This window comes from Microbacterium sp. NPDC028030, assembly GCF_040637855.1.
Classification (GTDB): domain Bacteria; phylum Actinomycetota; class Actinomycetes; order Actinomycetales; family Microbacteriaceae; genus Microbacterium.
In genome coordinates, this window is record NZ_JBEZXF010000003.1 from 486,329 (window position 1) to 510,091 (window position 23,763).

Here is a 23,763-nt window from a genome sequence, read left to right on the forward strand (position 1 = left end):
GTGCGCTCCAGAAGAAGGATCGGAGCACCACGGAGGAGGGGACGACGCGAAGAGGCGTCGATGAAACGGCCCGTCCCGAGGTGCGATGACATCTCGGTGGACGGCGCGCAGATGCGTGCGGAGAGCGAGCGCGCCGTCAGGCGCGGCGGTCGCGGAACACGAGGGTGCGCCCCATCACGGGCGCTGCGCATATTGTTCCCATACCTGCCAGCATATCGGCTCAGATCCAGCCGCGCTCTTCGGCGATCAGCACCGCCTGCTGACGAGTCCCGACCGAGAGCTTGCCCAGGATCACCGAGATGTGGTTGCGCACGGTCCCGGGAGCGAGGGCGAGAGCACGCGCGATCTGCCCCGTCGTCTCCCCCCTGCGACCGGCACGCAGCACATCGAGCTCACGGTCGGTGAGCGGCGAGCGCTCGTCGCTCAGCGCATCGGCGGCGATCTCCGGGTCGACGTAGCGTGCGCCCGCAGCGACCTTGCGGATGACCGCCGCGACCTCGTCGGCGCCACGGGACTTCGGCAGAAAGCCCGACACACCGGAAGCCAGAGCGCGCCGAAGCACGCCGGGACGCGCATGGCGCGTCACGACAACACAGCGCGTCGCGATCGCGCGGTTCAGCTTCTCGGCCACCTGCACGCCGTCGAGGCCCGGCATCTCGAGATCGAGCAGGCACACGTCGGGAAGCAGACGCAGCGCCTCGGCCACCGCCTGCTCTCCGTCAGCGCACTCGGCGATGACCTCGATGTCGTCCTCCAACCGCAGCAGTGCGGCGAGCGCCGAACGGATCATCGCCTCGTCGTCGGCGAGCAGCACCCGGATCATCGCGCTTCCTCCGACTCCGAGGGGACGGTGACGATCACCACGAACTCGTCCGCGTCGCGGCGCACCTCGAGCGAACCGTGCGCCTCCTCGATGCGTCGCCGCACGCCGTCCAGCCCTGAGCCGTCGCGCTCGGCCTCCGCGTCAGGTGCCGCATCGTTGGCGATCTCGTAGCGCCAGGCGTCGGTCGTCCGCGTGAGGACAAGGCGCGCATGACGACCGCCGCCGTGCCGCAGGACGTTCGTCGTCGTCTCCCTGATCACCGGCCCGAGAGCGGATGCGGGCGCGGAGTCCGCATGCACGTCGATCGCGGCCTCCACCTCGAGTCCGGCGGCGGTCAGCAGGTCGCGCGCGTTGGCCAGCTCGTCTCCGAGCGGAACCGACCGGAAGCGCGTGGCGAGATCCCTCGTCCCCTGTCGCGCCTCATCGACGCTGATCCGCGCCGCGCGGAGCTGCTCCATCCCGGCGCCGGGGTCGGTCGGCAGCAGGCGCTCGGCCAGCTCCAGCTGCAGCGCGATCACCTGGAGGTGGTGCCCCTGCAGGTCGTGCACGTCGGTCGCCACCCGAAGACGCTCCTGGGTCGCGGCGAGCTTCGCCTCCGAGGCACGAGCGCGGTCGAGCGTGACCAGCACATCCCACCACCACAGCGAGCTCACGGTCATGCCCGGCAGCATCGCGCCGTAGATGACCGGAACCCACCATGGCAGACCGAAGCCGAGCCCGGTCGCGGAATCGACGACGGCGAGGGCGACCAGCACGAACGACGCCGCGACCACGACCCGCACGCGCACCCCGCGCGGCCAGCTCTGCAGCACGAAGAACTGCACCACCGGCATGGCCACCAGTTGCCAGCTGCCCACGAGCAGGCCGGCCGTCACGCCGTAACCGAGGGCGACGACGAACGGCACCGCCGCCCGCCCCCAGGCCACTCCCGGCCCGGCATCGACACGGTGACGGTAGTCCACGAGCAGCATCAGCGTCGACGCACACCACAGCACACCGCCGAGACCGACCACGAGGATGCTGCCGCCACGGAGGTCGACCGCGACGGCGATGCCCGTCCAGGCGCCGACGAGCATGAGTTCGATGAACAGCACCGCGGTCACCGTGTACCACCAGGTCGCCGTGATCCCGCGGGACAGCTGTCGCGCCCCCGGGCTCAGGTCGGCGGGGGCGACGGTCTCGACGCGGCTGCTCACGCTCCCACGATAGGGCCGTGACAGTTGTCACGGATGCGCCGTGCGATCCACCCGGAAAGCGGTGACGGCTCGACACTGCCGCGGAGGGACGCGCTCGAGTGGACTGGAGTCATCGCGACGGAGACACCGTCCGCACCGACATCCGGGAGCATCCCATGAACCTCATCGAGACCTTCCAGAACCTGGTCGCCCAGGTCCCCGAGCTTCTGCAGCCGCTGATCGTCGCGCTCGCCGGCGCGATCCCGTTCATCGAGGGCGAGGGCGCGGTGAGCATCGGCATCATCGGAGGCATCCCGCCCGTGGTCGCCGCGATCGCCGCGATGGTCGGCAACTTCCTCTGTGTCGCCGTCCTGGTCCTCGCGAGCTCCGGCGCGCGCCAGGCGGTCGTGAACCGGTCGCGTGCGAAGACGGCGGCCCTCGCCGGCGGCGGCACCGAAGACGCGGCGGTGGAAGTGGATGACACGGCCCGCACTCCCCGTCGCGAGAAGTTCCAGCGGGCGTTCGAGCGCTACGGCGTCCCCGGCGTGAGCCTGCTGGGGCCGCTGCTGCTGCCGACGCAGTTCACGGCGACCATGCTCGCCGCATCCGGCATCGGCAAGGCTCGGATCCTGTTCTGGCAGGCCCTGGCGATCATCGGGTGGACGACCGCCGTCGCCATCATCGTCGGGAGCGCGGTGTACGCGATCCGCTGATCGACCGGTGGGGAGCACGACGACGCGGTCATGCTCCCCACCTTGGTGCACGCGGGAGCGTGGCCGCCTAGGTTGGGGGAATGGATGCCGCTTCTCCCCCGCTCCGGGACCTTCGTGAGCGCACTGTCCTCGTCACCGGCGCGAATGCGGGGATCGGCTACTGGTGCGCGGAGCAGCTCGCGAGACGCGGAGCCCGCGTGGTCCTCGGATGCCGTTCCCCCGAGCGCGCGCACGCAGCGGAGGCGGCGATCCGCAGCGAGGTGCCGGACGCCGAGCTGCGGGTGCTCCCTCTCGACCTCGGCTCCCTCGACAGCGTGGCCCACGCGGCTGCGGACCTCGGCCGCCCCCTCGACGCGGTCGTCTGCAACGCCGGAGTGAAGGCGGCGGATCCCGCGCAGCGCACCGGTGACGGGTTCGACCTCATGGTCGGAACGAACTTCCTCGGGCACTTCGCGCTGATCGCACAGCTGGAGCCGCTTCTCACCGCAGACGCCAGGGTGGTCACGGTCGGCTCCCTCGCACACCGTTTCGCGCGACTCGATCCCGCACGCATCGACGCTCCGTGGCGAGGATCCTCGCTCCGTCAGTACGGGATGTCGAAGGCGGCGCTCATGGCGTTCGCTTTCGAACTCGCCCGGCGCTGGTCGGGCTCCTCGCGCGCCGCCGTCTGCGCACACCCCGGGTACGCGGTCGATCCGCTCACGCCGGAGCGCCCTGGCCTCGCCGAGGTGTCCGGCGCCCTCCGTGTGCTGGCGGCGCCGACTCGCTTCCTGGTCCAGGGCAAGGACGACGGCGCGCTGCCGATCGTGCACGCGACCGCGTCGGACGACGTCTCGAACGGCGACTACTGGGGACCCGGCGGCCTGCTGGAGTTCCGCGGTGCGCCGACCCCGGTCGCGGCGTCGGACCTCGTGCGTTCTCCCACGACGGGCGCCGGAGTGTGGGCTGCGGCCGAGCGGCTCACCGGGGTGCGCTTCCCGGCGTGATCGCGCGGGAATGTCCGACCCCCGGAGCACGCTGAAGCCATGATCACTCTGCTCTCCGCTCCGTCCAACCTCGGACTCCGGCCGCCCGAGCCCAGGAGCGTCCCCGGTGCTGCGAAGGCTCCAGAGGCGTTGCGTGAGGCAGGCCTGCACGCGCGTTTCGCCGCGCTCGGCGCCACCGACTCCGGTGTCGTCCTCGCCGGTCGCTACGTCGACGACGACGCCACGAGGCCACCTGGCCTGGTGCGGAACGAAGCGGCGACGATCGACCACTCCCTGCGCCTGGCCGCCCGCATCGGCGCGGCACTCGACCGCGGAGACGCCCCTGTCGTGCTCGGCGGCGACTGCGCGATCCTGCTCGGCGCTGGGCTCGCGGTGTCCCGCCGCGGAGGCGTCGGACTCGTGCACGTCGACGGGCACACCGACTTCCGCCATCCCGGCAACAGCGACGAATGCGCGAGTGTGGCCGGCGAGGCTCTCGCCGCGGCCGTCGGACAGCATTGGCCGGCGATCGCCGACATCGAGGGACGCCGTCCCTACTTCGCGCCGGAGCGCACAGCGCACATCGGGCACCGGAGCGACGACGAAGAGCAGGAGGAGGTGCGCGCGCTCCTCGGCCGCGTCACTCCCGCGTCCGACGTCGTCACGCTCGGGGCGGCCAGGGTGGCGGCCGACGCCGCGGCCGTGGCCGGCCCCGACTATTGGCTCCAGGTCGACGTCGACGTGCTCGATCCCGAGGTGATGCCCGCGGTCGACAGCCCCGACGCCGGGGGGATCCGCGCACACGAACTCACGACGCTGTTGCAGGAGCTGGCGCCGCACGCGGTCGGCATCTCGATCACGGTGTTCGATCCCGACCTCGACCCCGACGGTCGATATGCCCGCCTGCTCGTCGACATCTTGACGGCCGGGCTGCCCGACCTCGGCAGCCGAGTCCGCCGCGATGACGGCGGCGTCCCCGGCTGAGGCCGGTCAGGCGTCGGTCGCGCCCGCAGGCTCCGGGCTCGTGTGCGGCGTGACCCGCACGCGAGAGATGCGCCGACGGTCGACCTCCGCGACCTGGATCGTCGCGCCCGGCACCTCGACCGTGTCACCGACGACGGCGAGGCGGCCCAGCTGCTCGGTCACGAACCCGGCGATGGTGTCCGACGAGCCGCGCGGCATCGCCAACCCCGTCGCCTCCTCGAAGTCCTGCAGGTTGAGGCGTCCGTCGAGCCCCTCGTCGGCCGAGAAGAACACCTCGGCGTCGTACTCGTCGAAGATCTCGCCCACCACCTCCTCGACGAGGTCTTCCAGCGTGACCAGGCCATCGGTCCCGCCGTATTCGTCGACCACGACGGCGATGTGATGCCCCTCGGCTCGCATCCGCGTGAGCGTGGGCAGCACCCGTGCACTCGAGGGGATGTACGGGATGTCTCGGACGAGGGTGTTCAGTGGACGAGCAGGATCATCGGCGGCCGCCTCGAACAGGTCGCGCACGTGCACGAATCCGGTGATGTCGTCGATCGAGGTGTTCGAGACGGGGTAGCGGGAGTAAGGGAGGTCGCGCACCTGGGAGAGCACCTCGCCGATACCCGCGGCCTCGTCGAGGGCGACCACCTCGGGCCGCGGACGCATGACCTCGCTGACCTGTCGTCCCCTCAAGGAGAGCACGTCGTCGAGGATGCGGCGTTCATCGTCCGGCAGCCCCTGATGGCTGGCGACGATGTCACGCACCTCCTCGTCGGTCATCTCGTCGCTGGTCTTGTGCGGGTCTCCGCCGAGCAGCCGCACGAGGGCATTGGTCGACACCGAGAGCAGCCAGATCACGGGGCGCATGACCGTCGCGAATCCGTTGAGCGCGGGTGCGACCGCGTAGGCGAACTGGGCGTTGCGCTGAATCGCGAGGCGCTTCGGCACGAGCTCTCCGAGCACGAGCGACAGGTAGGCGATGACGAGCGTCAGCACCAGCGTCGCAAGGGTGAGCGACAGCGCGGGCGCGAGCCCCCACGATTCGAGCACGGGCGCGAGCGATGGTGCGATCGACGTCGCCCCGTACGCGGCCGACGCGAAGCCCGCGACCGTGACGCCGATCTGCACGGCCGAGAGGAAGGTGTTGGGGTTCCGCGCCAGCGCGGCGACCTTCGCGCCACGGCGACCGCGTTGGCCGATCGCATTGATCTGACTCTCGCGCAGCGTGACGAGCGCCATCTCCGTCGCGGCGAAGACACCGCCGATCAGCACGAACACGAAGACGAGGGCGATGTTCCAGAGCAGGTCGCCCATCAGCGGGCCCCCTCCTCGGTGGCGGGGTGAGCGCCCGGCGTGAACCGGGCGCTCGTACTGTCAGAGTCCGAAGAGTCAGAACAGCGCTGCGCGCTCAAGAGTGCTCCTTCTGGGTGGGGGTCGTGTCGGTCTGTGAGGTGATGGCGTCGGGCGAGCGCCGGGTCTTGATGAGGCTCGCGACGGTGGCGACGGAGATGGTCGCGGCGATGAACAGCAGCGAGAACCAGATCGGGATCTCGGGCGCCCACTCGACGCCCTGGCCGCCGTTGATGAAGGGCAGTTCGTTGACGTGCAGCGCGTGCAGGACGAGCTTGACGCCGATGAAGCCGAGGATGACCGCGAGGCCCTGGGCCAGGTACACCAGACGCTCGAGGAGTCCGCCGATGAGGAAGTACAGCTGACGCAGTCCCATGAGCGCGAACGCGTTCGCCGTGAAGACGATGTACGCCTGATCGGTGAGGCCGTAGATGGCGGGGATCGAGTCGACCGCGAACACCAGGTCGATGAAGCCGATCGCGATGATGGTGAGCAGCATCGGCGTCACGAAGCGCTTGCCGTTCTTGACGACGGTTAGCCGGTCGCCGTTGTACTCGTCGCTCACCGGCAGGTGACGACGGACGAAGGTCATGAACCGTCCGTTGGCCGGATTGCTCTCGTGGTTGCTGAACGCCTGACGGTAGGCGAGCACGAGAAGCAGCGCCCCGAACAGGTAGAAGATCCACGAGAAGTTCTCGATCAGCGTCGCACCGACGGCGATGAAGATACCGCGCAGGATGAGGGCGATGACGATGCCGATCATCAGCACCTTCTGCTGGTACTTCTTGGGAACGGCGAAGCCGGTCATCACGATGAGGAAGACGAAGAGGTTGTCGATCGACAGCGCCTTCTCGGTCAGATACCCGGCGAAGTACTCGCCGCCGAAGGTCCAGCCGGAGAAGATGCCGATGCCGACACCGAACAGCAGCGCGAGACTGATGTAGAAGATGGACCATCGCGCAGACTCCGCGATCGTCGGCTCATGCGGCGTGCGCACATGCGCGAAGAACTCGTAGACGAAGAAGGCGATCGTGATCGCGATCGTGATGATCCAGATCAGCGGGGTGATATCCAAACGGGGACTCCAGACTCGGGGTACGAAAGCACCGCCAAAGTCTTCTCCATTCCTGCCCAGGAACCGGTGGCCCGGGATGCGACATGCATCCGTAATGACGACCCGACCGTATCGGAGTACTCCCCTTGGGATCTCCAGGCTAGAAGACGACCCTTTGCGCTTCCTGTGGATTCACCGGGAACGCCCGCGTGCGGGGAGACGTCGTGGTCAGTCCTCGTCGTACTCGATCAGGTTCTGCTCTTCTGCGCGATCGATGCTCGCAGGGAGTGCTTCGTCGAACAGGGTGACGAGCACTGCTCGCGTCTTCACCGCGTCGCGCTCGGTGATCGCCTCACGAATCGCGACGACGAAAGCGTCGACGGCGTCCCAGTCGAACGCGTCCTTCGCGTGCTGACTGAACCTGCCGATCTGCGGCCCCAGCCGTTCGATGATCGTGGCGCGTGCGGCGTTGCCCTCGATGCGCGCGAAGCCGGTGGCAGCGCTGCGCAGCGCTGCGCCGAACCGCGCGACATCGCGGGACTTGCCCGCCGCCGACATCTCGTCGGTGAGGTCGACGAGATAGGCGACATCGTCGTCCTGGATCAGCGGCATGACGTGGCGCACCGACCCGATCCAGATGTCTCCGAAGAGGTCGACGGCGTTGCGGACGCGGTCGAGGTCGATGGGCGCGACGCGGGTGTACCGGTTGCGCTGCATCTCGACGAGCCCATGATCCGCGAGGCGATCCAGCGCGTGGCGGATGGGCGTCTTCGACGTTCCGAGCCGCTCGGCGAGCTCGTAGTCTCGCAGACGCTCGCCTGGGCGCAGCTCCCCGTTGATGATCGCGTCCTGCAGCCGCGCGTATGCCTCGTCGCTCATGGACCTGCGCTCGAGAGGTCCGCCTGAGAGTGCCACATGTCCTCCACTCGAGTACGACGTCGTAGTAGAGCCTGAAGTTCTACCTACAATGCAATGTATCGCATCCCGGAGGCGCACGACCGTGAAAAACACCATGTCGACACGAGATGATCGCTGAATGGTGGCGTGGGGAGAGCGGAATCAGGTGGCGCTGTATCTGGCGGCCATCGTCTTCGGCGGAGTCGTCGGGCTTCTCGCGCCATCGCTGGCTGGACCTCTGGAGACGGCGATCACGCCGCTTCTCGGTGTTCTGCTCTTCGCGACGTTCCTCGGGGTGCCGTTCGCCGCGCTCGGTCGGGCATTCGCCGATCGGCGCTTCCTCGTCGTGGTGATACTGCTCAACTTCGTGGTGGTGCCGGTGGTCGCGTACGGGCTGAGTCGCACGGTCGCGGGAGATGCGGGGATCCTCCTGGGAGTACTGCTCGTGCTGCTCACGCCCTGCGTCGACTACGTCATCGTCTTCGCGGGGCTGGCGGGCGGCGACCGCACGAGGCTCCTCGCCGCCACTCCCCTGCTCATGCTGCTGCAGATCCTGCTGGTCCCGGTCTTCCTGACGGTCATGGTCGGCTCCGAGGCGACGCGTGCTCTCGATCCCCGCCCGCTTCTTGCGGCGTTCGCGCTGTTGATCGCGCTGCCGCTCATGCTCGCCGTGCTCACGCAGCTGCTGGCCGCGAGAGTCCGCTTCGCACGCGGTATCGAGCGCGCATCGGGATCCGTGGTGGTGCCCGTGATGATGCTCACTCTGGCCACGATCGTCGCCTCTCAGATCTCGAGAGTCAGCGGTGCGGTCCCTCAGCTCGTATCCGTCGTGCCGGTGTTCCTCGGTTTCGCCCTGATCCTCGCCCCGCTCGGCGCACTCCTCGCCCGCATCGCGCGGTTGGATGCGCCCCGCAGCCGCGCGGTCCTCTTCAGCGGCGTGACCCGGAACTCGCTCGTCGTGCTCCCACTCGCGCTCGCCCTGCCGGAGGCCTTCGCGCTCGCTCCGCTCGTCGTCGTCACCCAGACGATGGTGGAACTCGTCGTGATGGTGATCATGGTCGCGGTGGTCCCGCGCTGGATCCGTTCACGATGACCGCCGATCAGAGCGATGCTGTCGCGGTCGTCCAGCTCGGCTCGACGGCGTAAGGCGTCGGGCCCAGCTCAGGGACGGCTCAGGGGACGCGCCACTGGAACATCTGGTCGGAGGCGCCCCCGCTGGACAGCCAGAGCTGGAGCAGCTCGGCACGTGCTCCTGTCGCGGGTTCGCCCGCATCGACGTACTCCAGGGTCGCCAGTCCACCCGACGCACCGGCGTCGTACACGTCGATCCCGACGACCTGCGGGTCTTCGGCCGTCGTGTCGCTCAGATCCGACACTCCCAGCTCGAGCTTCGTGATCGGTGCGTCTGCGGCCGCGATGCCGTCCCAGCCGGACAGGCTCGCCAGGAAGTCCGCCTGCTGCGTGAACTCGTCGGCGACGATCGCCCCCGACTCCCAGACTCCACGCCACTCCTGATCGCCGGGGCCGGAGAACAGGAAAGCGACCCGGCCGAGATCTTCCGGGTCTTCGGATGCGAGCACCAGCGAGTGGACCTCGTCCAGGACGCGCTGGGAGTCCTCGGCCGAGAGCCCCTCCTCCGCCCCGACCACCACCTCGTAGCCGCTCACTTTCGCAGCGGCGACCCCGTCGACCGCTTCGATCTGCGTGCGCAGTGTCGCCTGACGTTCTTCCGGGGTCGGCGCGGAGGAACAGGAGGCGAGACCGAGAGCGGCGACCACAGTGAGCAGCAGAACGAGAGGGCGACGCATGACCCCATCCTCTCTGATAGTCGGGCGAAGAGATGGCAGGGTGGAGTGATGCGGGTCCGATCGTCTTCAGCGTTTCTCGTCTGCCTCGCCCCGATCGCGCTCCTCGTCGGCTGCGTCGGCCAGGCGCCGGCGCAGAGCGATCTCGTCTCGAGGTTGCAGAGCCTGCCCGGCGTCGCATCCGTCGACTACGTCCGTGCCGGAGGTGTCGTCACACCCGCTGAGCACAGACTCACGATCGTCCTCGATGCCCGGCTCACCGACGCCGACGCCAGGGAGATCGCGCACACGACGTGCGACCGCGAGGTCGAGATCGGCCGGCTGACCGTCACCACCGACGCGGACATCTCCGCGCCGGGAGCCGTGTTCGACGTGCGCTCCTCGTATTCGCTGAGCCCCTGCATCGCAGAGTCCGATCTGATCGGCTTCGCACGGGCGAGCGCAGCGATGCAGGAGCTCGGTGCGGACTATGACGGGAGATTCGGCGTCTTCCTCGACGACCCCCGCGAGTCTGAGCCTGCCGAGAGCGTCGTGCAGGTCTCGACGGCGACGACCGAACGGAACCGACTGGTCGACGCGCTGCGCGCACTGGACGGACACCTCCGTGGACTCGCCTTCGACTTCGAGGGAGAGTGGGACGAGAACGGCGAAGACGACCCACCAGGAGACACCTTCCTCACCGCGCGCCTGGCGGCAGAGGACGACATCGACCGGATGCTGCCGATCATCACCCGGGCGCAGGAGCTCGACGTCGGCGACATCGCGATCGACGACGACAGCATGAGCGTCGAACTGCGGCCCGAGTCTGCGACGGATGCGCAGGTCATCCTCACCGCGCTCGCCGACAGCGCCGGCATCTCGCTCGAGGTCGTCCCCGCACCGTAGACGTCTCATGTCATCTCGGCTCGGTGGTCATGTGCGGCGCTGCTCAGCGAAGGATTCTGTACGCCCCGTCCGAGGGATCGACGATCACGGGGAACGTCTCCCCGTGAGCGGCGATGCGGCTCTCGGTGCTGCGGTGCGTCATCTCGAAGGATGGCACGTCAGGACCGCTCACGCGGACGGTCACCTCGATACCGGTCTCCTCGCCGATGCTCGCCGTCCTCGAGGCGATCACCTCTGCCGTCGCTGGTCGACCGTTGCGAGCAAGCCGTCGCACACGTCGCTGCATCCTCACCGCCGACACCATCGAGAGCACGCCGTACCCTCCGGCCGTCAGGAGGATCGCGATCCCTCCGACGAGTGTCGGCCATTCGAAGGCGCCCGCCACGGCGATCACGATCATCATCGCGGGTCCCAGCAGGAGCAGGACGACACCGCCGACGAAGATCATCGCCCGTGCAACCGCACCCTTGGGGATCACCTGTGCGAAGTTGCCGTCCTGCGCCATCCAGAGCTCATCCGGCTTCATACCGGACACGGTACCCCGCTCCGCGCCGGAGTCGCGCAGACGTCTAGTGCGTGAGCAGCACCTTGGCGATTCCGATACCCGAGGCGACCAGAGCGAGTGCCACTCCGCTCCACAGCGCGCCGAAGGTCAGCGTGGTGCCGCTCATTCGCCGCAGGAAGATCCCCACGAAGGCGATGCGGACGGCGAGGACGACGATCGCCGCGGTCTGCATCCAGCCGGTCGGCAGCCATCCGATCCACGCGACGGCATAGAGCGCGGCGGGGATCAGGGCAGACGTCGCGATCGGGCGAGCGGTGCCGAGCACTTCGCGGAGGGTTTCGCGACGCGCCTCGGGTTTCCGCTCGTCCGCGGTCTGTCCGTACCCGTGTGCCACCACGTGGGCGAGCACATGGGCGAGGAACGTCAGGATCCCCGTCGCCAGGACCGCCCACACCGCCGCGCCGTGTCGGATCTGCTCCGGCCCGACGGCGATCGCCGCGCTCAAGACGGTGATGTTCCCGTAGACGTAGGACGACACCCACTCCCGCACCTGTCCCACGGGCATGTCGGACGAGGGTCGGTTCTTCCGCCGCCGCTCCCTCTCGGGGCGACGTCCCCGGCCGCTCGCATCACCGGAACGAGATGACATCGGCACTCCTCCTAGAGTCCGGCGGCCCTGCACCACCCGGATGATGCCAGCCTGCACCCGATCGTGCACGCTGGCTGGGATCGCCACGTCGCCCCGTGCGACCGCACGGACGACGGATGTCCACTCCGGAAAATTCCGTGACCAAACCGTTGCATTCGTTACCTCGCCGTTATACAGTGATCGCACGGTGAATGTTTGCTGTGGCATCCACCGCATGTGATTGCAGGACACTCTTGGTGCAAGGGACAAGGGCCGGTCGGGAGCCTCTCCGACCGGCCCTTTACCGTTCCCAGTATTCTGAGGGGATGACCGATCGCAAGCTCGCCCTCGAGGCCTGGGAGAGCCTGTTCCGCGCGCAGCACGAGCTGTTCACCGAGATGATGACCGACTTCGACGACAGCGATCTCGCACAGGCCGAATACGACGTGCTGTTGACCGTCACCCGCTCCCCCGACATGACAGCCCGGCTGCGGGACATCACGGCGAACATGCTCATCAGTCAGCCCAGCGTCTCGCGCCTGGTCGACCGTATGGTCACCCGCGGCCTGGTCGCGAAGTGCGCCGACCCCGACGACGGCCGCGGCGCGCTGATCCGTGCGACCGATGAGGGGGCCCGGGCGTTCCGCTCGCTCGCCACCGTGCACGGCCGTTCGATCGCCGACCGCATGTCACGCCTCGACGATGAAGAACTGCGCACGCTGCGCGACCTCTCGGAGAAGCTCCGCTCCCGCTGACGCCGATCCTCGGGCGGCCGACGCCGCGAGAACGGGTTCCGCTCTTTTCTGGCAGGGTGGATCGCGTACGCCCGCAATGAGCGCGGGCACGTCAGACCGCCCCCTCGGGGGGAACCAGGGAGGTCATCCATGGAGATCGCCGGAATCGTCGGCATCCTCGTCATCGTCGGAATCGCGGTCGTCGTCGCCGTCGTCCTGCTGCTGATCCTGCTGCTGTTCGCACGCAGCTGGATCAAGGTCGCTCGCGCCGACGAGGCCCTCGTCATCTCAGGACGCAAGCAGAAGATCCAGCGCGCGGTCATCGCCGCCGACGGCACGACCAGTTCCGAGATGGCCGAGTCTCCCGTGACGGTCATCGTCAACGGCAAGTCGCTCGTCAACCCGATCACCCAGCGCCACGAGATCATCTCCCTCCGCTCACGCCAGGTCTCGCTGAACGCCGAGGCCCAGTCGCTCGACAGCGTGACCCTCAACGTCGACGGCGTCGCGATCGTCAAGATCGGCTCCGACCCGCTCTACGTCCGCCGCGCCGCCGAGCGATTCGCCTCGCAGGACAAGGCCATCGAGCAGTTCACGACCGAGCAGCTCGAAGGTGCACTCCGTGGCATCGTCGCGACCCTCTCGGTCGTGGAGCTGATGCGCGAGCGCAAGAAGTTCTCCGACCAGATCGCCGCCGACGTGTCGCAGGAGCTCGCCGAACAGGGCCTGATCCTCGACTCGTTCCAGATCAAGGGCATCACCGACAAGGTCGGCTACATCCAGTCGCTCGGCGCCCCCGAGATCCAGGCGAAGCGTCAGGCCGCCGAGATCTCGCAGACCAATGCGGACCGCGCGATCAACCAGAAGAACATCGCCAACCAGGAAGCCAACCTGATCGAGCAGACCGCGCTCGACACGAACACCGCCAACGCCGACTCGGGCATCGGTCGCGCACGTGCCGAGGCGGAGCAGGCGGAGGCACTCGCCCGCGCCCAGGCGGAGCAGGCCGTGCTGCAGCAGCAGGCCGAGAACAAGCAGGCGCAGCTCGACGCCGACGTCAAACGCGTCGCCGACGCCCAGCGGTATGAGGCCGAGACACGCGCCCAGGCCGAGCTCTACACCCGCGAACGCGCCGCCGAGGCCGCCGCGATCGAGCAGGTCAAGCAGGCCGAGGCCCGCACCCGCATCGCCGAGCAGCAGGCGCAGGCCGACAAGGCTCGCGCCGAGGGTGAAGCAGCCGCGGCGATCGCCAAGGCCAGCGGTGAAGCGAACGCTCTGCGCGCGCAGGCCGAGGCCGAGTCGGAGGCCCGCCGCCTCCGCGCCAACGCCGAGGCCGACGCCATCCGTGCCGAAGGTGACGCCCGCGCAGCCTCGCTCGAAGCCGAGGCGAAGGCCATCGCCTCGAACCAGGACGCGTTCCTCTCGCAGCGCGTGCTCGAGGTGCTGCCGTCGATCATGGCCGAGTTCTCCAAGGGCTATGCGGCTATCGGCAACGTGTCGATCATCGGCGGCTCGGGAGAGGACGGCGCCTCGAACGTCGTCGGAGCCGACAGCGCCAAGGCACTGCGCTCAGTGTTCGACAGCGTGCACTCGGCGACCGGACTCGACCTCGCCGGCATCATCCAGGGCCAGGCCGTCGGCCGCGGCATCGGGGCCGGGGTCGCGGAGGCCACGCCGCCCGCACCGCGCGTCTCGACGCCGACCACCCCGCCGGCGCCCGCGGCTCCCTCTCCCGCAGCGGAGTAGCCACCCTCAGCACAGCGGATGCCGCGGCCGACCTCGGTCGCGGCATCCGCTGTCTTGCGAGAGCCGACCGGGCAGACTGGACACATGACGCGCGCCGCCTTCGACCTCGCCACCATCGGCGCGGGACTCTCGTTCGCCGGCGCCCTGGACGAGCTCTCAGCAGCGCTGGACGCGAGAGGATGCGCCGTCGTGACGGCGCCGCCCGGCACGGGGAAGACCACCCTCGTGCCGCCGCTCATCGCCGCACGAGGCACCGGTCGCGTGGTCGTCACCCAGCCTCGGCGCGTGGCCGCCCGCGCAGCCGCCCGTCGTCTCGCGCACCTCGACGGCTCGGCCGTCGGCTCCCGCATCGGTTTCACGGTGCGCGGCGAGCGCTCCGTCGGGACTCAGACGCGGATCGAGTTCGTCACGGCCGGAGTCCTCCTGCGACGGATGCTCGACGACCCGGGACTCGACGGCGTCGACGCGGTGGTCATCGACGAGGTGCACGAGCGCGCGCTCGAGACCGACCTCCTCATCGGACTGCTCTCCGAGGTGCGTGAGCTGCGGGACGACCTCCTCGTCGTCGCCATGTCCGCCACGCTCGACGCTGCACGCGTGGCTGCCGTCATCGGCACGGACGAGGCCCCCGCCCCGATCGTCGAGCACGCCGTCGCCGCCTTCCCCCTCACCGAGCGCTGGGCCCCGAGCGCCGTGCCGCGCCTCGACCAGCGCGGAGTGACCAGGGGATTCCTCGATCACATCGCGGAGGTCACGGCATCAGCGGCCCTGGAGCTGATCCGCGAGGAACCCGATGCCGACGTGCTCGTGTTCGCCCCCGGCGCCCGCGAGGTGTCGGAGATCACCCGGCGCGTCCGTGCCGCGAGCGACGCCTTCGATGTGCGGGAACTGCACGGCCAGATCCCACCCGCCGCGCAGGACGCCGTGATCCGAGGCCGCGCGCCGGAGGACCCTCCCCGCGTCATCGTCACGACGTCTCTCGCGGAGTCCTCGCTCACGGTGCCGGGTGTCCGCCTGGTCGTCGACAGCTGCCTGTCGCGGCAGCCGCAGCGCGATGCCACCCGTGGGATGACGGGTCTGGTCACCACAGCGGCCGCCCGATCGTCGTGCGTGCAGCGGGCGGGGCGCGCCACACGACAGGGCCCCGGCGTCGTCATCCGCTGCGTGGACGAGCGCTCCTACGCGGCCGCCCCCGCGCGTCCGACACCCGAGATCGCGGTGACCGAGCTCGCGGACGCCGCTCTGCTGCTCGCATGCTGGGGCGCACCTGGCGGGAGCGGCCTGCGGTTGATCGACCCGCTGCCTGCCGAGAGCCTCGCCGACGCCCTGCGCGTGCTTCGCGGTCTGGGCGCGATCGACGACGACGGTCGCGCCACGGCGGAGGGCCGCGCGCTGGCCCGCATCCCGACCGATCCGCGACTGGCCCGTGCCCTCCGCGACGGCAGCCCGGCGGTCGGGCGTCGACTCGCGGCCGAGACCGTCGCCGTGCTCGGCGGAGACCTGCGCGTCTCCGATGCCGACGTCGCGCAGGCGCTCATCGCGTTGCGAGGGGGCAGAACTCCGGATGCACGCCGATGGCGCGATGATGCCGATCGCCTCGAGCGCATGGTCCCGCTCACGCCACGGGTCGACGCGGGTCTCGACGGCGTGGGCCTCGTGATCGCACTGGCCTTCCCTGAGAGGGTCGCCCACCGGGTCGAGCGCACCGCCGATGGAGCGACCTTCCTGCTGGCATCGGGCACGAGGGCGGGGGTCAGCGACCCGCTCGCGGCGGTCGAATGGCTCGCAGTCGCCGATGTGGCACGCGCCGCCTCCCGGGCAGCGGCCGGATCAGGGGCGATCATCCGGTCCGCCGCGGCGCTCACCGATGCCCAGCTGGAGCGGGCTGCGAACCACCTGATCTCCGACCGCGTGGAGGCGGAGTTCCTCGGCGGACGCGTCCGGGCTCGGCGGGAGCAGAGGGTCGGTGCGATCCTGCGCAGTTCGGCGCCGGTGCGGGCATCGACCCGGGAGGCTCGCGACGCCGTGCGCCGCGCACTCCGCCGCGACGGTCTCGGGATGTTCACCTGGTCCGACGCCGCGGACCAGGTGCGCCGCAGGCTCGCACTGCTGCGACGCGAGCGGGGAGCGCCCTGGCCCGATGTGTCGGATGCGGGGCTGATCGAGGCACTCGACGCCTGGCTCGCACCCGAGCTCGATGCGCTGGCGGCCGGCACACCGGTGGGACGCCTCGACCTGGTCGCGGCCCTTCGCCGCCTGTTGCCCTGGCCCGAAGCCGTGCGTCTCGACGAGCTCGTGCCCGAACGCCTCGAGGTGCCCAGCGGATCCCGCATCCGCGTCAGTTATCCGGACGCCGAGGACCCGCACGCGCGGCCCGTCGTCGCCGTGAAGCTGCAGGAGTGCTTCGGGTGGGCGGAGACTCCGCGGCTCGTCGACGGGCGCGTGCCGGTGCTGTTCCACCTGCTCTCCCCCGCCGGGCGTCCGCTCGCGGTCACGGATGACCTCGCCTCGTTCTGGTCCGGTCCGTATGCACAGGTGCGTGCGGAGATGCGCGGACGCTACCCGAAGCATCCGTGGCCGGAGGATCCGTGGGCAGCCGTTCCGACGAAGCACACCAAGAACCGTGCCGCGCGGTGATCGACGGCGCAGGCCGTGGACTCAGCGGGTGCGTCGGCGCAGAGTGAGCGAGGCCAGGATCAGCGCACCGACGGCGAACGCGAGCACCACGAGCAGCGGCCCGAACACGTCCCACCCCTCATCGCCCGCGGCGACCCCATTGATCGTGTCGATCGCATAGCTCAAAGGCAGCCAGTCGGAGATCGCGTACAGCACGTCGGGCATCTGGTCGCGCGGCATGAACAGCCCGCCGAGGATGATCTGCGGGAACACCAGCAGCGGCATGAACTGCACCGCCTGGAACTCGGTCTGCGCGAACGCGCTCGCGAGCAGGCCGAGCGCCGTGCCGAGGAGCGCGTCGACCACCGCGACCAGCCCGAGCTGCCAGAGGGGACCGTCGACGTCGAGCCCGCACACGCCGACCGCGAAGGACACCGTGATCACCGCCTGCAGCACGGCCATCAGCCCGAACGCGAGCGCATAGCCGAGGATGAAGTCGGCCTTGTCGAGCGGTGTCGTCATCAGGCGTTCGAGCGTGCCCGACCGCCGCTCGCGCAAGGTGGTGATCGACGTGATGAGGAACATCACGATGAACGGGAACAGGGCCAGGATGGCACCGCCGAACTGGTCGAAGACGCCCTCCTGGTCGCTGAACAGCCACGCGAAGAGCCCGACGAGCAGGCTCGGAGCGACGAGCATCAAGGCGATCGACCGCGGGTCGTGCCGCAACTGGGCGAGGACCCGACCTGCCGTGGCGAACATGCGGCGGCCGTTCATTCGCCGACCTCCCCACGGTGCTCGCGTGCTTCTCGACGTGACCGCCTGGTGTCGGCGTCGCTGGCGCGATCACGCTCGATGAGGGCCAGGAACGCCGCCTCCGCGTCGGTCGTGCCTGTGTCCTCCAGCAGCGACGTCGGAGTGGTGTCGGCGATGATGCGACCTTCTCGCATGAGCAGCAGCCGATCGCAGCGCACCGCCTCGTCCATGACGTGACTCGACACGATGAGCGTGACCCCACGATCCGCGAGCCTGCGGAAGAGCGCCCACAGCTCGGCTCGCAGCACCGGGTCGAGCCCGACGGTCGGCTCGTCCAGCACGACGAGTTCGGGAGCGCCGATCAAGGCAACGGCGAGCGAGACGCGCGTGGCCTGACCACCGCTCAACGAATCGACGAGCTGCCCCGCCTGCGCGCGCAACCCGACTTCGTCGATGACCCTGTCGACATCGCCCTTCGGCGCCTTCAACAGGGACGCGAAGTACGCGAGGTTCTGGCGCACGCTGAGGTCGCCGTACACCGCGGCGCCCTGTGTGCCGTACGCGACCCGGTGGCGGAGCTGCCGCGACCCGCCGGGCTCACCGAGGACCAGAACCTCGCCCTCCGCGATCCTCTGCACACCGACGATGGAGCGCATGAGGGTGGTCTTGCCGCACCCGGAAGGCCCGAGGAGACCCGTGATCTGTCCGCGCGGGATCGTGAGGTCGATCCCCTCGAAGACGTGCACGACTCCGCGCCGGACGCGGAGGTCCGTGATCTCGACAGCCGAGTTATTCATCATGTGATGAATTATGCGCCGGCCGGCGCACGGCGTCAACGACCTTCGCGCGCCCCTTCGTCAGTCGAAGAGGTAGCGCTGCACGGTAGGCCCGACGCGCCCGACGAGTTCGTCCACCGGCGCCGCGGCGAGCGCCGGGAGCCGCAGGAGGTACCGCGCGATCAGCATGCCGGCGATCTGCGAGGCCACGAGCGACGCACGCAGGTCCGCGTCCTCGGTGCCGAGGCTTCGGGCGATGCGTCCGATCAGCTCGCGCGACAAGAACCCGGCGAGCAGCGGCGTCGTGAGTCTGCTTCCGAGCGCGGTACGCAGCAGCATGACGCCGCGTCTGCGCACCTCCGGCTGCTCGAACGCCTCGAGCACGTAGCGGACCAGACGTTCCCCGACCTCGTCACGCGGCCCGGCGACGATCGCCGGCACGTCGATGTCCGGCCGAAGCGGAATGCCGACGGCCTCGGCGAAGAGGTCGGCTTTGGTGCCGAAGTAATGGTGCACGAGCGCGGAGTCCACCCCGGCACGGGCGGCGATCGAGCGGATGGTCGAGCCGTCGTATCCCTGTTCGCCGAACTCGTCGACCGCCGCGGCGATGATGCGCTCACGCGAATCGGAGACGCCCTTCGGGCGCCCACGGCGGCGCGGGGACTTCTGCTCGGTCATGCCCGCCAGCCTACGACTTCGCACGCGGCGGCCATCCCCGTGCGCACGACTCAATCGAGCAGATGACGGAGGTATCGCGTGGGGTGCTCGAGGAACGAGCGCCAATGGTTCACGATCTCGAGGTCGCCCCATTCCGCCTCGCGCACACCCCACTCCCCCACCTCGAGGATCTTCGCGCCGGGAAGAGCGGCGAGCACCGGTGAATGGGTCGCGCACAGCACCTGACCCCCGTCGTCGGCGATGCGGCGGAGCACGGCGATGAGAGCGAGCGTCGAGTTGAACGAGAGCGCCGCCTCGGGCTCGTCGAGGCAGTAGAAGCCCGGCTCGTCGAAGCGGCTCTCCAGCAGGGCGAGGAACGATTCGCCGTGACTCATCTCGTGGAACGGGACATCGGCGGCACCCGTCGACGGATTCTCCTCGAGGTACGTGTAGAAGGAGTGCATGGTCTCCGCGCGCAGGAAGAACCCCCAGCGGTTGGCCCCCACGCCCCGCTGCAGACGCAGCCAGTCGGACAACGGAGACTCGGTCGCCCGCGTGGTGTGTCGCGCCTGCCGGGAACCACCCTCCGGCGAGAGGCCGTACGCGATCGCGATGCCCTCGACCAGGGTCGACTTGCCGCTGCCGTTCTCGCCCACGAGGAAGGTGACCCCGGGGTCGAGATCGATCCCCTCCCGCAGCACCTGGGCGACGGCAGGGATGCTGGTCGGCCACTGCCCATCGGGTGCCGGAGCGTCGTCGTCGGGGCGGACCGCGACGACCGGCTGCCGTCTCCGGCGACGAGAGCTCGGCTCCCAGAACGCGTCCATGCTGATCCCTCCGCGCGTGGTGTCCCGTGGAGGCTATCGGCATCCACCGACGCGGAGCATCAGCACTCGATGACGTTGACCGCGAGACCGCCCTCGCTGGTCTCCTTGTACTTCGTCGACATGTCGGCTCCGGTCTGCCGCATCGTCTCGACGACGGCGTCCAGCGAGACGTAGTGACTCCCGTCTCCCCGGAGAGCGAGACGGGCAGCCGTGACGGCCGTCGACGCGGCGATCGCGTTGCGCTCGATGCACGGGATCTGCACGAGTCCGCCGATCGGATCGCAGGTGAGACCGAGGTGGTGCTCCATCGCGATCTCGGCGGCGTTCTCGATCTGCCGGTTGGTGCCGCCCATCACCGCGGTGAGGCCGCCCGCCGCCATGGCGCAGGCGGAGCCGACCTCGGCCTGGCATCCCCCCTCGGCGCCGGAGATCGACGCGTTGGCCTTGAACAGCGACCCGAGCGCGGTGGCGGTCAGGAGGAAGCGACGGATGCCGCGGCGGCGATTCGCCTCGGCGGTCTGCTCGTCGTCGAGGTCGCTCGCGGCGTCCAGCGCACGGACATCCGGCTCGAACCCCAGAAGTGCACTGCCGACGAGCTCGCCATAGGGCGTCACGGCGTTGCCCGCTCCGAGACCGGAGTCGGCGAGGAACCGCCACCAGTACATGGCGACGGCGGGGAGGATGCCGGCGGCGCCGTTCGTCGGCGCAGTGACGACTCGTCCGCCCGCGGCGTTCTCCTCGTTGACCGCCAGGGCGAACGCGCCGAGCCACTCGCCGGGGAGCTCACGATGACCCTCGGCCTCGACCGCCTCGAGCTGACCCCGGATCACGCCGGCCCGTCGCTTCACCTTGAGGATGCCGGGCAGGGTGCCGTCGGCGTGCAGACCGGCGTCGACGCATCCGGACATCGCGTCCCAGATGGCATCCAGACCCGCCGCAACCTCCTCTTCACTGCGCACCGAGGTCTCGTTGAGTCGTGCGACCTCGGCGATGGACAGGCCGTTCTCGTCGCACAGGGCGAGCAGTGACGCGGCATCCGCATAGGCGTACGGGAAGCCGGCGGTGGTGAGCTTCGCCTCCTCGCCGTCGCGGCGGATGAACCCGCCACCCACGGAATAGTAGGTCTCCTCCGCCACGACGGCACCGTCGGCGGCCCATGCCGTGAGGGTCATCGCGTTCGGATGCCCAGGCAGGCGCGTGCGCGGGGCGAAGACGATGTCGTCCTTCACGAACGGCACGTCGTGGGCGCCGTCGATCCGGATCACGGCCTGGGCGGGAAGATCGGTCCAGGCCGCGCGCACGTCTGCCGGATCGCACGTCTCCGGCGCGAGCCCACGGAGTCCGGCGACGACCGCATCCGGCGTCCCGTGCCCGATGCCCGTCGCACCCAGCGAGCCGTACAGCGTGCCACCGACCCGGGCCACCCGGTCGAGGACGCCCGTCGTGGTCAGCCGTCGCGCGAAGTCGAGGGCCGCCCGCATGGGTCCGACCGTATGGGAACTCGACGGCCCCACTCCGATGGAGAAGAGGTCGAAAGCCGAGACGTACGCAGTCACCCCTCAAGGCTACGCCGGATCCGCCTCTGGTTCGCCGCGGTCGACCCGCGTCCCGGTGTGGCGGCGCCAGACACGTCAACCCCCTTCACCGCGGCCCGCCGACGCGGCATCCTGAACCGACGACATCAGAAAGGGGCCATCATGACCGACACGACGCCAGCACCTGAGCCCGGGCAGGAGCGCGCCGACGAGGACTCCGCCGAGGCGCAGACGCCGACCCCCACCCCCGCTTCGGACACGAGCGAGGGTGAGGTCACGACGCCGGCCGAAGCCGACTCTCCCGAGGACGCGGACCCGAGCGAAGTGCCCGACACCGCAGACCTCGAGGAGCCGAGCACCGAGAAGGCTCCCGGTGAAGAGCCCAAGGCCCCGAAGCGCGACGAGCCGGAGCCCGACCACGAGGCCGTCGGCATCGGCGTGATCGACACGGAGGAGCCCCAGGCCGACTGAGATCGTTCCCACCCGCCCCACCTCCCACCTGAGGGGTCAAGACACGCCGTAGCCTGCCGTGGGCGAGCGGCGTGTCTTGACCCCTCGGCAGGTCACTCGACGAGCTTGCCCGCGGTGTCGACCTCGCGCATGAGGTCGGCGATCTCGGGCGAGACCGGCGGGATCTCCTCGCGGGTCACGCCTGCGGTCGGCGACCACACCAGGTTCACCTGCAACGTGGGGTCGGTGTCGGGGAAGTCGCTGCGGTTATGGCATCCGCGGGTTTCACGGCGCTCCAGCGCAGCTTCGAGCGTGGCCCGCGCCGCGAGCGCCGAGGCCTTGAGGTCGAAGGCGTGCGCGAGATCCTGGAACCCGGCGATGTCGGGGTGGATGCCGACGTCCTCCATGCGCCCTTCGATCATGTCGAGGTCGGCGAGCCCTGCACGCAGTCCTTCCTCCGAGCGCACGACACCGGCGTACTCGGTCATGAGGTTGCGGATCGCGCGCTGGAGGGCCCGGACGTTCTCGCGCCCCTCCGCCGCGAGCAGATCATCGATCTCGGCCCGAGCCGCCGCCACCGCTGACGCGGATCGCCGCTGCGCGTCGAGACCTGCCGCGTGCTCCATGGCCGCCTGCCCCACGATGCGGCCGTACACCAGGAGCTCGATCAGCGAGTTGCCGCCGAGGCGGTTCGCTCCATGCAGCCCGCTCGAGGCCTCGCCGATCGCGTAGAGGCCCTCGACGTCGGTCCGGTGATCCTCCGGACGCACCCAGACCCCGCCCATCGAGTAGTGCGCGGTCGGGGCGATCTCGATCGGGTCGCTCGTGATGTCGAGCATCTGCAGTTCCATCATGGTCTGGTACACCCGGGGCAGACGGCTCATGATCGTCTCGCGCGGCAGGTGGGAGACGTCGAGCCAGACACCGCCGTTCTCGGTGCCTCGTCCCTCCTGGATCTCGGTGTACGCGGCGAGCGCGACGCGGTCGCGGGTCGACAGCTCCATCCGCTCCGCGTCGTAGTTCGCCATGAAGCGCTCACCGAGAGCATTGCGCAGGATGCCGCCCTCGCCGCGCGCCGCCTCGGAGATCAGGGTGCCGGCCGCACTCTCGGGCTCGATGATCCCCGACGGGTGGAACTGCACGAGCTCCGGGTCGCGCAGGCGTGCCCCCGCATCGACCGCGAGGCGGAAGGAGTCGCCCGTGTTCTCGTCGCGGCGTGACGAGGTGCGCCGCCAGATGCGGTTGTGTCCGCCCGCCGCGAGGATCACGGCATCCGCGTGGATGAGGTAGCGGGTGCCGTCGGCCTGGTCGAAGCCGTAGGCGCCGAACACGACGTTGTCGCGCACGAGCAGGCGCGTGATGTAGACGTGGTCGAGGATCGGGACCTCGAGCTGCTCGGCCTTGCGCACGAGTGTGCGCTGGATCTCGAGACCGGTGTAGTCGCCCGCGAAAGCGGTGCGACGGAAGGTGTGCGCACCGAAGAACCGCTGCGAGATGCGACCGTCATCCTCCCGCGCGAAGTCCATGCCCCAGCGCTCCAGATCACGGATGCCGCGCTCGGCGCCCTGCGTGACGATCTCGACCGTGTGCGGGTTGGCGAGCAGGTAGCTCTCCTTGATGGTGTCGGCCGCGTGCTGCTGCCAGCTGTCCTCGGCGTCCATGGTGCCGAGGGCCGCATTGATGCCGCCGGCCGCGAGGGAGGTGTGCGCGTCCTGACGCGGACGTTTGCCGACCGCGAGCACGTCGACACCGTGCTCGGCGATCTCGATCGCCGCTCGCAGGCCGGAGCCGCCGGTGCCGATGACGAGGACGGTGGTGGATATCTGACGTTCGGGGGTAGCCATGCGTTCCACGCTAATTAGGGCATCCTAATAACTCCAATGCATAGTCCGACTGG

At 69.5% G+C, this 23,763-nt stretch carries 23 protein-coding genes; 9 read left to right on the forward strand and 14 right to left on the reverse strand.

Features of this window, described 5'->3' with window-relative positions; genetic code table 11:
- Positions 1-220: 220 nt before the first annotated feature.
- The gene (locus AB0E56_RS16825; protein WP_220173975.1) at positions 221-823 is read right to left on the reverse strand and encodes a response regulator transcription factor; all 603 of its coding nucleotides are present in this window, start codon (positions 821-823) and stop codon (positions 221-223) included.
- Complete coding sequence (locus AB0E56_RS16830) at positions 820-2,019, reverse strand: histidine kinase (protein WP_359800916.1); 1,200 nt, start codon at positions 2,017-2,019, stop codon at positions 820-822. The genes AB0E56_RS16825 and AB0E56_RS16830 overlap by 4 nt, the downstream gene beginning before the upstream one ends.
- 155 nt (positions 2,020-2,174) lie before the next feature.
- On the opposite strand from AB0E56_RS16830, the gene AB0E56_RS16835 reads away from it, so the two are divergent.
- The 3 genes from AB0E56_RS16835 to AB0E56_RS16845 all read left to right on the forward strand — a co-directional run bounded on the left by AB0E56_RS16835 (position 2,175) and on the right by AB0E56_RS16845 (position 4,660).
- Complete coding sequence (locus AB0E56_RS16835; protein ID WP_359800918.1) at positions 2,175-2,711, forward strand: small multidrug efflux protein; 537 nt, start codon at positions 2,175-2,177, stop codon at positions 2,709-2,711.
- Between the two features lie 80 nt (positions 2,712-2,791).
- The gene (locus tag AB0E56_RS16840; RefSeq protein WP_359800920.1) at positions 2,792-3,697 is read left to right on the forward strand and encodes an SDR family NAD(P)-dependent oxidoreductase; all 906 of its coding nucleotides are present in this window, start codon (positions 2,792-2,794) and stop codon (positions 3,695-3,697) included.
- A 39-nt stretch (positions 3,698-3,736) separates the two neighbouring features.
- On the forward strand, positions 3,737-4,660 hold the full coding sequence (locus AB0E56_RS16845) for an arginase family protein (protein ID WP_359800921.1): 924 nt from the start codon (positions 3,737-3,739) through the stop codon (positions 4,658-4,660).
- 6 nt (positions 4,661-4,666) lie between these two features.
- Here AB0E56_RS16845 and AB0E56_RS16850 read toward each other — a convergent pair whose 3' ends face one another.
- From AB0E56_RS16850 to AB0E56_RS16860, 3 genes are all read right to left on the reverse strand, one after another.
- Positions 4,667-5,959 carry a hemolysin family protein gene (locus AB0E56_RS16850; RefSeq protein WP_359800923.1) on the reverse strand — a complete coding sequence of 431 codons (1,293 nt, stop codon included), beginning with the start codon at positions 5,957-5,959 and terminating at the stop codon, positions 4,667-4,669.
- Positions 5,960-6,053: 94 nt separating this feature from the next.
- Positions 6,054-7,070 carry a TerC family protein gene (locus tag AB0E56_RS16855; RefSeq protein ID WP_359800925.1) on the reverse strand — a complete coding sequence of 339 codons (1,017 nt, stop codon included), beginning with the start codon at positions 7,068-7,070 and terminating at the stop codon, positions 6,054-6,056.
- A 207-nt stretch (positions 7,071-7,277) separates the two neighbouring features.
- Complete coding sequence (locus tag AB0E56_RS16860; protein WP_359800927.1) at positions 7,278-7,928, reverse strand: GntR family transcriptional regulator; 651 nt, start codon at positions 7,926-7,928, stop codon at positions 7,278-7,280.
- Between the two features lie 157 nt (positions 7,929-8,085).
- Here AB0E56_RS16860 and AB0E56_RS16865 point away from each other — a divergent pair, with 157 nt between their 5' ends.
- Positions 8,086-9,039 carry a bile acid:sodium symporter gene (locus tag AB0E56_RS16865; RefSeq protein WP_359800929.1) on the forward strand — a complete coding sequence of 318 codons (954 nt, stop codon included), beginning with the start codon at positions 8,086-8,088 and terminating at the stop codon, positions 9,037-9,039.
- A 79-nt stretch (positions 9,040-9,118) separates the two neighbouring features.
- On the opposite strand, the gene AB0E56_RS16870 is transcribed toward AB0E56_RS16865, so the two are convergent.
- The gene (locus AB0E56_RS16870; RefSeq protein WP_359800932.1) at positions 9,119-9,754 is read right to left on the reverse strand and encodes a hypothetical protein; all 636 of its coding nucleotides are present in this window, start codon (positions 9,752-9,754) and stop codon (positions 9,119-9,121) included.
- A 48-nt stretch (positions 9,755-9,802) separates the two neighbouring features.
- Between AB0E56_RS16870 and AB0E56_RS16875 the strand changes: the two genes are divergently transcribed.
- On the forward strand, positions 9,803-10,636 hold the full coding sequence (locus tag AB0E56_RS16875; protein WP_359800934.1) for a hypothetical protein: 834 nt from the start codon (positions 9,803-9,805) through the stop codon (positions 10,634-10,636).
- Positions 10,637-10,679: 43 nt separating this feature from the next.
- On the opposite strand, the gene AB0E56_RS16880 is transcribed toward AB0E56_RS16875, so the two are convergent.
- The gene (locus AB0E56_RS16880) at positions 10,680-11,162 is read right to left on the reverse strand and encodes a hypothetical protein (protein WP_359800936.1); all 483 of its coding nucleotides are present in this window, start codon (positions 11,160-11,162) and stop codon (positions 10,680-10,682) included.
- 43 nt (positions 11,163-11,205) lie between these two features.
- Positions 11,206-11,706, reverse strand: coding sequence for a hypothetical protein (locus tag AB0E56_RS16885; RefSeq protein ID WP_359800937.1), 501 nt, complete (start codon positions 11,704-11,706; stop codon positions 11,206-11,208).
- A 389-nt stretch (positions 11,707-12,095) separates the two neighbouring features.
- Here AB0E56_RS16885 and AB0E56_RS16890 point away from each other — a divergent pair, with 389 nt between their 5' ends.
- The 3 genes from AB0E56_RS16890 (at position 12,096) to hrpB (ending at position 16,886) form a co-directional block, all read left to right on the forward strand.
- Entirely contained in the window at positions 12,096-12,524 is a 429-nt protein-coding gene (locus AB0E56_RS16890) for a MarR family transcriptional regulator (protein WP_359800939.1), read from the forward strand.
- A 129-nt stretch (positions 12,525-12,653) separates the two neighbouring features.
- Positions 12,654-14,249 (forward strand): SPFH domain-containing protein, encoded by a 1,596-nt coding sequence (locus AB0E56_RS16895; protein ID WP_359800941.1) that lies wholly within the window; start codon positions 12,654-12,656, stop codon positions 14,247-14,249.
- Positions 14,250-14,333: 84 nt separating this feature from the next.
- A complete protein-coding gene (gene hrpB, locus AB0E56_RS16900) occupies positions 14,334-16,886 on the forward strand; it encodes an ATP-dependent helicase HrpB (RefSeq protein WP_359800943.1) in 2,553 nt (850 codons plus the stop codon).
- A gap of 21 nt (positions 16,887-16,907) precedes the next feature.
- On the opposite strand, the gene AB0E56_RS16905 is transcribed toward hrpB, so the two are convergent.
- From AB0E56_RS16905 to AB0E56_RS16925, 5 genes are read right to left on the reverse strand one after another with little or no spacing between them, the layout of a single operon-like run.
- A complete protein-coding gene (locus AB0E56_RS16905; RefSeq protein ID WP_359800944.1) occupies positions 16,908-17,642 on the reverse strand; it encodes an ABC transporter permease in 735 nt (244 codons plus the stop codon).
- Positions 17,639-18,421, reverse strand: a complete 783-nt coding sequence (locus AB0E56_RS16910; RefSeq protein WP_359800947.1) for an ABC transporter ATP-binding protein — start codon at positions 18,419-18,421, stop codon at positions 17,639-17,641. Before AB0E56_RS16910 ends, AB0E56_RS16905 begins: the two co-directional genes overlap by 4 nt.
- Positions 18,422-18,478: 57 nt before the next feature.
- Entirely contained in the window at positions 18,479-19,075 is a 597-nt protein-coding gene (locus AB0E56_RS16915; RefSeq protein WP_359800949.1) for a TetR family transcriptional regulator, read from the reverse strand.
- A 50-nt stretch (positions 19,076-19,125) separates the two neighbouring features.
- Complete coding sequence (locus AB0E56_RS16920; protein ID WP_359800951.1) at positions 19,126-19,881, reverse strand: AAA family ATPase; 756 nt, start codon at positions 19,879-19,881, stop codon at positions 19,126-19,128.
- A 59-nt stretch (positions 19,882-19,940) separates the two neighbouring features.
- A complete protein-coding gene (locus AB0E56_RS16925; RefSeq protein ID WP_359800953.1) occupies positions 19,941-21,437 on the reverse strand; it encodes an L-serine ammonia-lyase, iron-sulfur-dependent, subunit alpha in 1,497 nt (498 codons plus the stop codon).
- Positions 21,438-21,578: 141 nt separating this feature from the next.
- On the opposite strand from AB0E56_RS16925, the gene AB0E56_RS16930 reads away from it, so the two are divergent.
- Positions 21,579-21,887: a hypothetical protein gene (locus tag AB0E56_RS16930; RefSeq protein ID WP_359800956.1), complete on the forward strand. Its 309-nt coding sequence runs from the start codon at positions 21,579-21,581 to the stop codon at positions 21,885-21,887.
- 92 nt (positions 21,888-21,979) lie between these two features.
- On the opposite strand, the gene AB0E56_RS16935 is transcribed toward AB0E56_RS16930, so the two are convergent.
- On the reverse strand, positions 21,980-23,710 hold the full coding sequence (locus AB0E56_RS16935) for an FAD-binding protein (RefSeq protein WP_359800958.1): 1,731 nt from the start codon (positions 23,708-23,710) through the stop codon (positions 21,980-21,982).
- Between the last annotated feature and the right edge of the window lie 53 nt (positions 23,711-23,763).

Coding starts and splice junctions, on each gene's coding strand:
- AB0E56_RS16825 (WP_220173975.1), bottom strand. CDS start 823: ATGATCCGGGTGCTGCTCGCCGACGACGAGGCGATGATCCGTTCGGCG.
- AB0E56_RS16835 (WP_359800918.1), top strand. CDS start 2,175: ATGAACCTCATCGAGACCTTCCAGAACCTGGTCGCCCAGGTCCCCGAG.
- AB0E56_RS16840 (WP_359800920.1), top strand. CDS start 2,792: ATGGATGCCGCTTCTCCCCCGCTCCGGGACCTTCGTGAGCGCACTGTC.
- AB0E56_RS16845 (WP_359800921.1), top strand. CDS start 3,737: ATGATCACTCTGCTCTCCGCTCCGTCCAACCTCGGACTCCGGCCGCCC.
- AB0E56_RS16850 (WP_359800923.1), bottom strand. CDS start 5,959: ATGGGCGACCTGCTCTGGAACATCGCCCTCGTCTTCGTGTTCGTGCTG.
- AB0E56_RS16860 (WP_359800927.1), bottom strand. CDS start 7,928: ATGAGCGACGAGGCATACGCGCGGCTGCAGGACGCGATCATCAACGGG.
- AB0E56_RS16865 (WP_359800929.1), top strand. CDS start 8,086: ATGGTGGCGTGGGGAGAGCGGAATCAGGTGGCGCTGTATCTGGCGGCC.
- AB0E56_RS16870 (WP_359800932.1), bottom strand. CDS start 9,754: ATGCGTCGCCCTCTCGTTCTGCTGCTCACTGTGGTCGCCGCTCTCGGT.
- AB0E56_RS16875 (WP_359800934.1), top strand. CDS start 9,803: ATGCGGGTCCGATCGTCTTCAGCGTTTCTCGTCTGCCTCGCCCCGATC.
- AB0E56_RS16880 (WP_359800936.1), bottom strand. CDS start 11,162: ATGAAGCCGGATGAGCTCTGGATGGCGCAGGACGGCAACTTCGCACAG.
- AB0E56_RS16885 (WP_359800937.1), bottom strand. CDS start 11,706: ATGCCCGTGGGACAGGTGCGGGAGTGGGTGTCGTCCTACGTCTACGGG.
- AB0E56_RS16890 (WP_359800939.1), top strand. CDS start 12,096: ATGACCGATCGCAAGCTCGCCCTCGAGGCCTGGGAGAGCCTGTTCCGC.
- AB0E56_RS16895 (WP_359800941.1), top strand. CDS start 12,654: ATGGAGATCGCCGGAATCGTCGGCATCCTCGTCATCGTCGGAATCGCG.
- hrpB (WP_359800943.1), top strand. CDS start 14,334: ATGACGCGCGCCGCCTTCGACCTCGCCACCATCGGCGCGGGACTCTCG.
- AB0E56_RS16905 (WP_359800944.1), bottom strand. CDS start 17,642: ATGAACGGCCGCCGCATGTTCGCCACGGCAGGTCGGGTCCTCGCCCAG.
- AB0E56_RS16910 (WP_359800947.1), bottom strand. CDS start 18,421: ATGATGAATAACTCGGCTGTCGAGATCACGGACCTCCGCGTCCGGCGC.
- AB0E56_RS16915 (WP_359800949.1), bottom strand. CDS start 19,075: ATGACCGAGCAGAAGTCCCCGCGCCGCCGTGGGCGCCCGAAGGGCGTC.
- AB0E56_RS16920 (WP_359800951.1), bottom strand. CDS start 19,881: ATGGACGCGTTCTGGGAGCCGAGCTCTCGTCGCCGGAGACGGCAGCCG.
- AB0E56_RS16930 (WP_359800956.1), top strand. CDS start 21,579: ATGACCGACACGACGCCAGCACCTGAGCCCGGGCAGGAGCGCGCCGAC.
- AB0E56_RS16935 (WP_359800958.1), bottom strand. CDS start 23,710: ATGGCTACCCCCGAACGTCAGATATCCACCACCGTCCTCGTCATCGGC.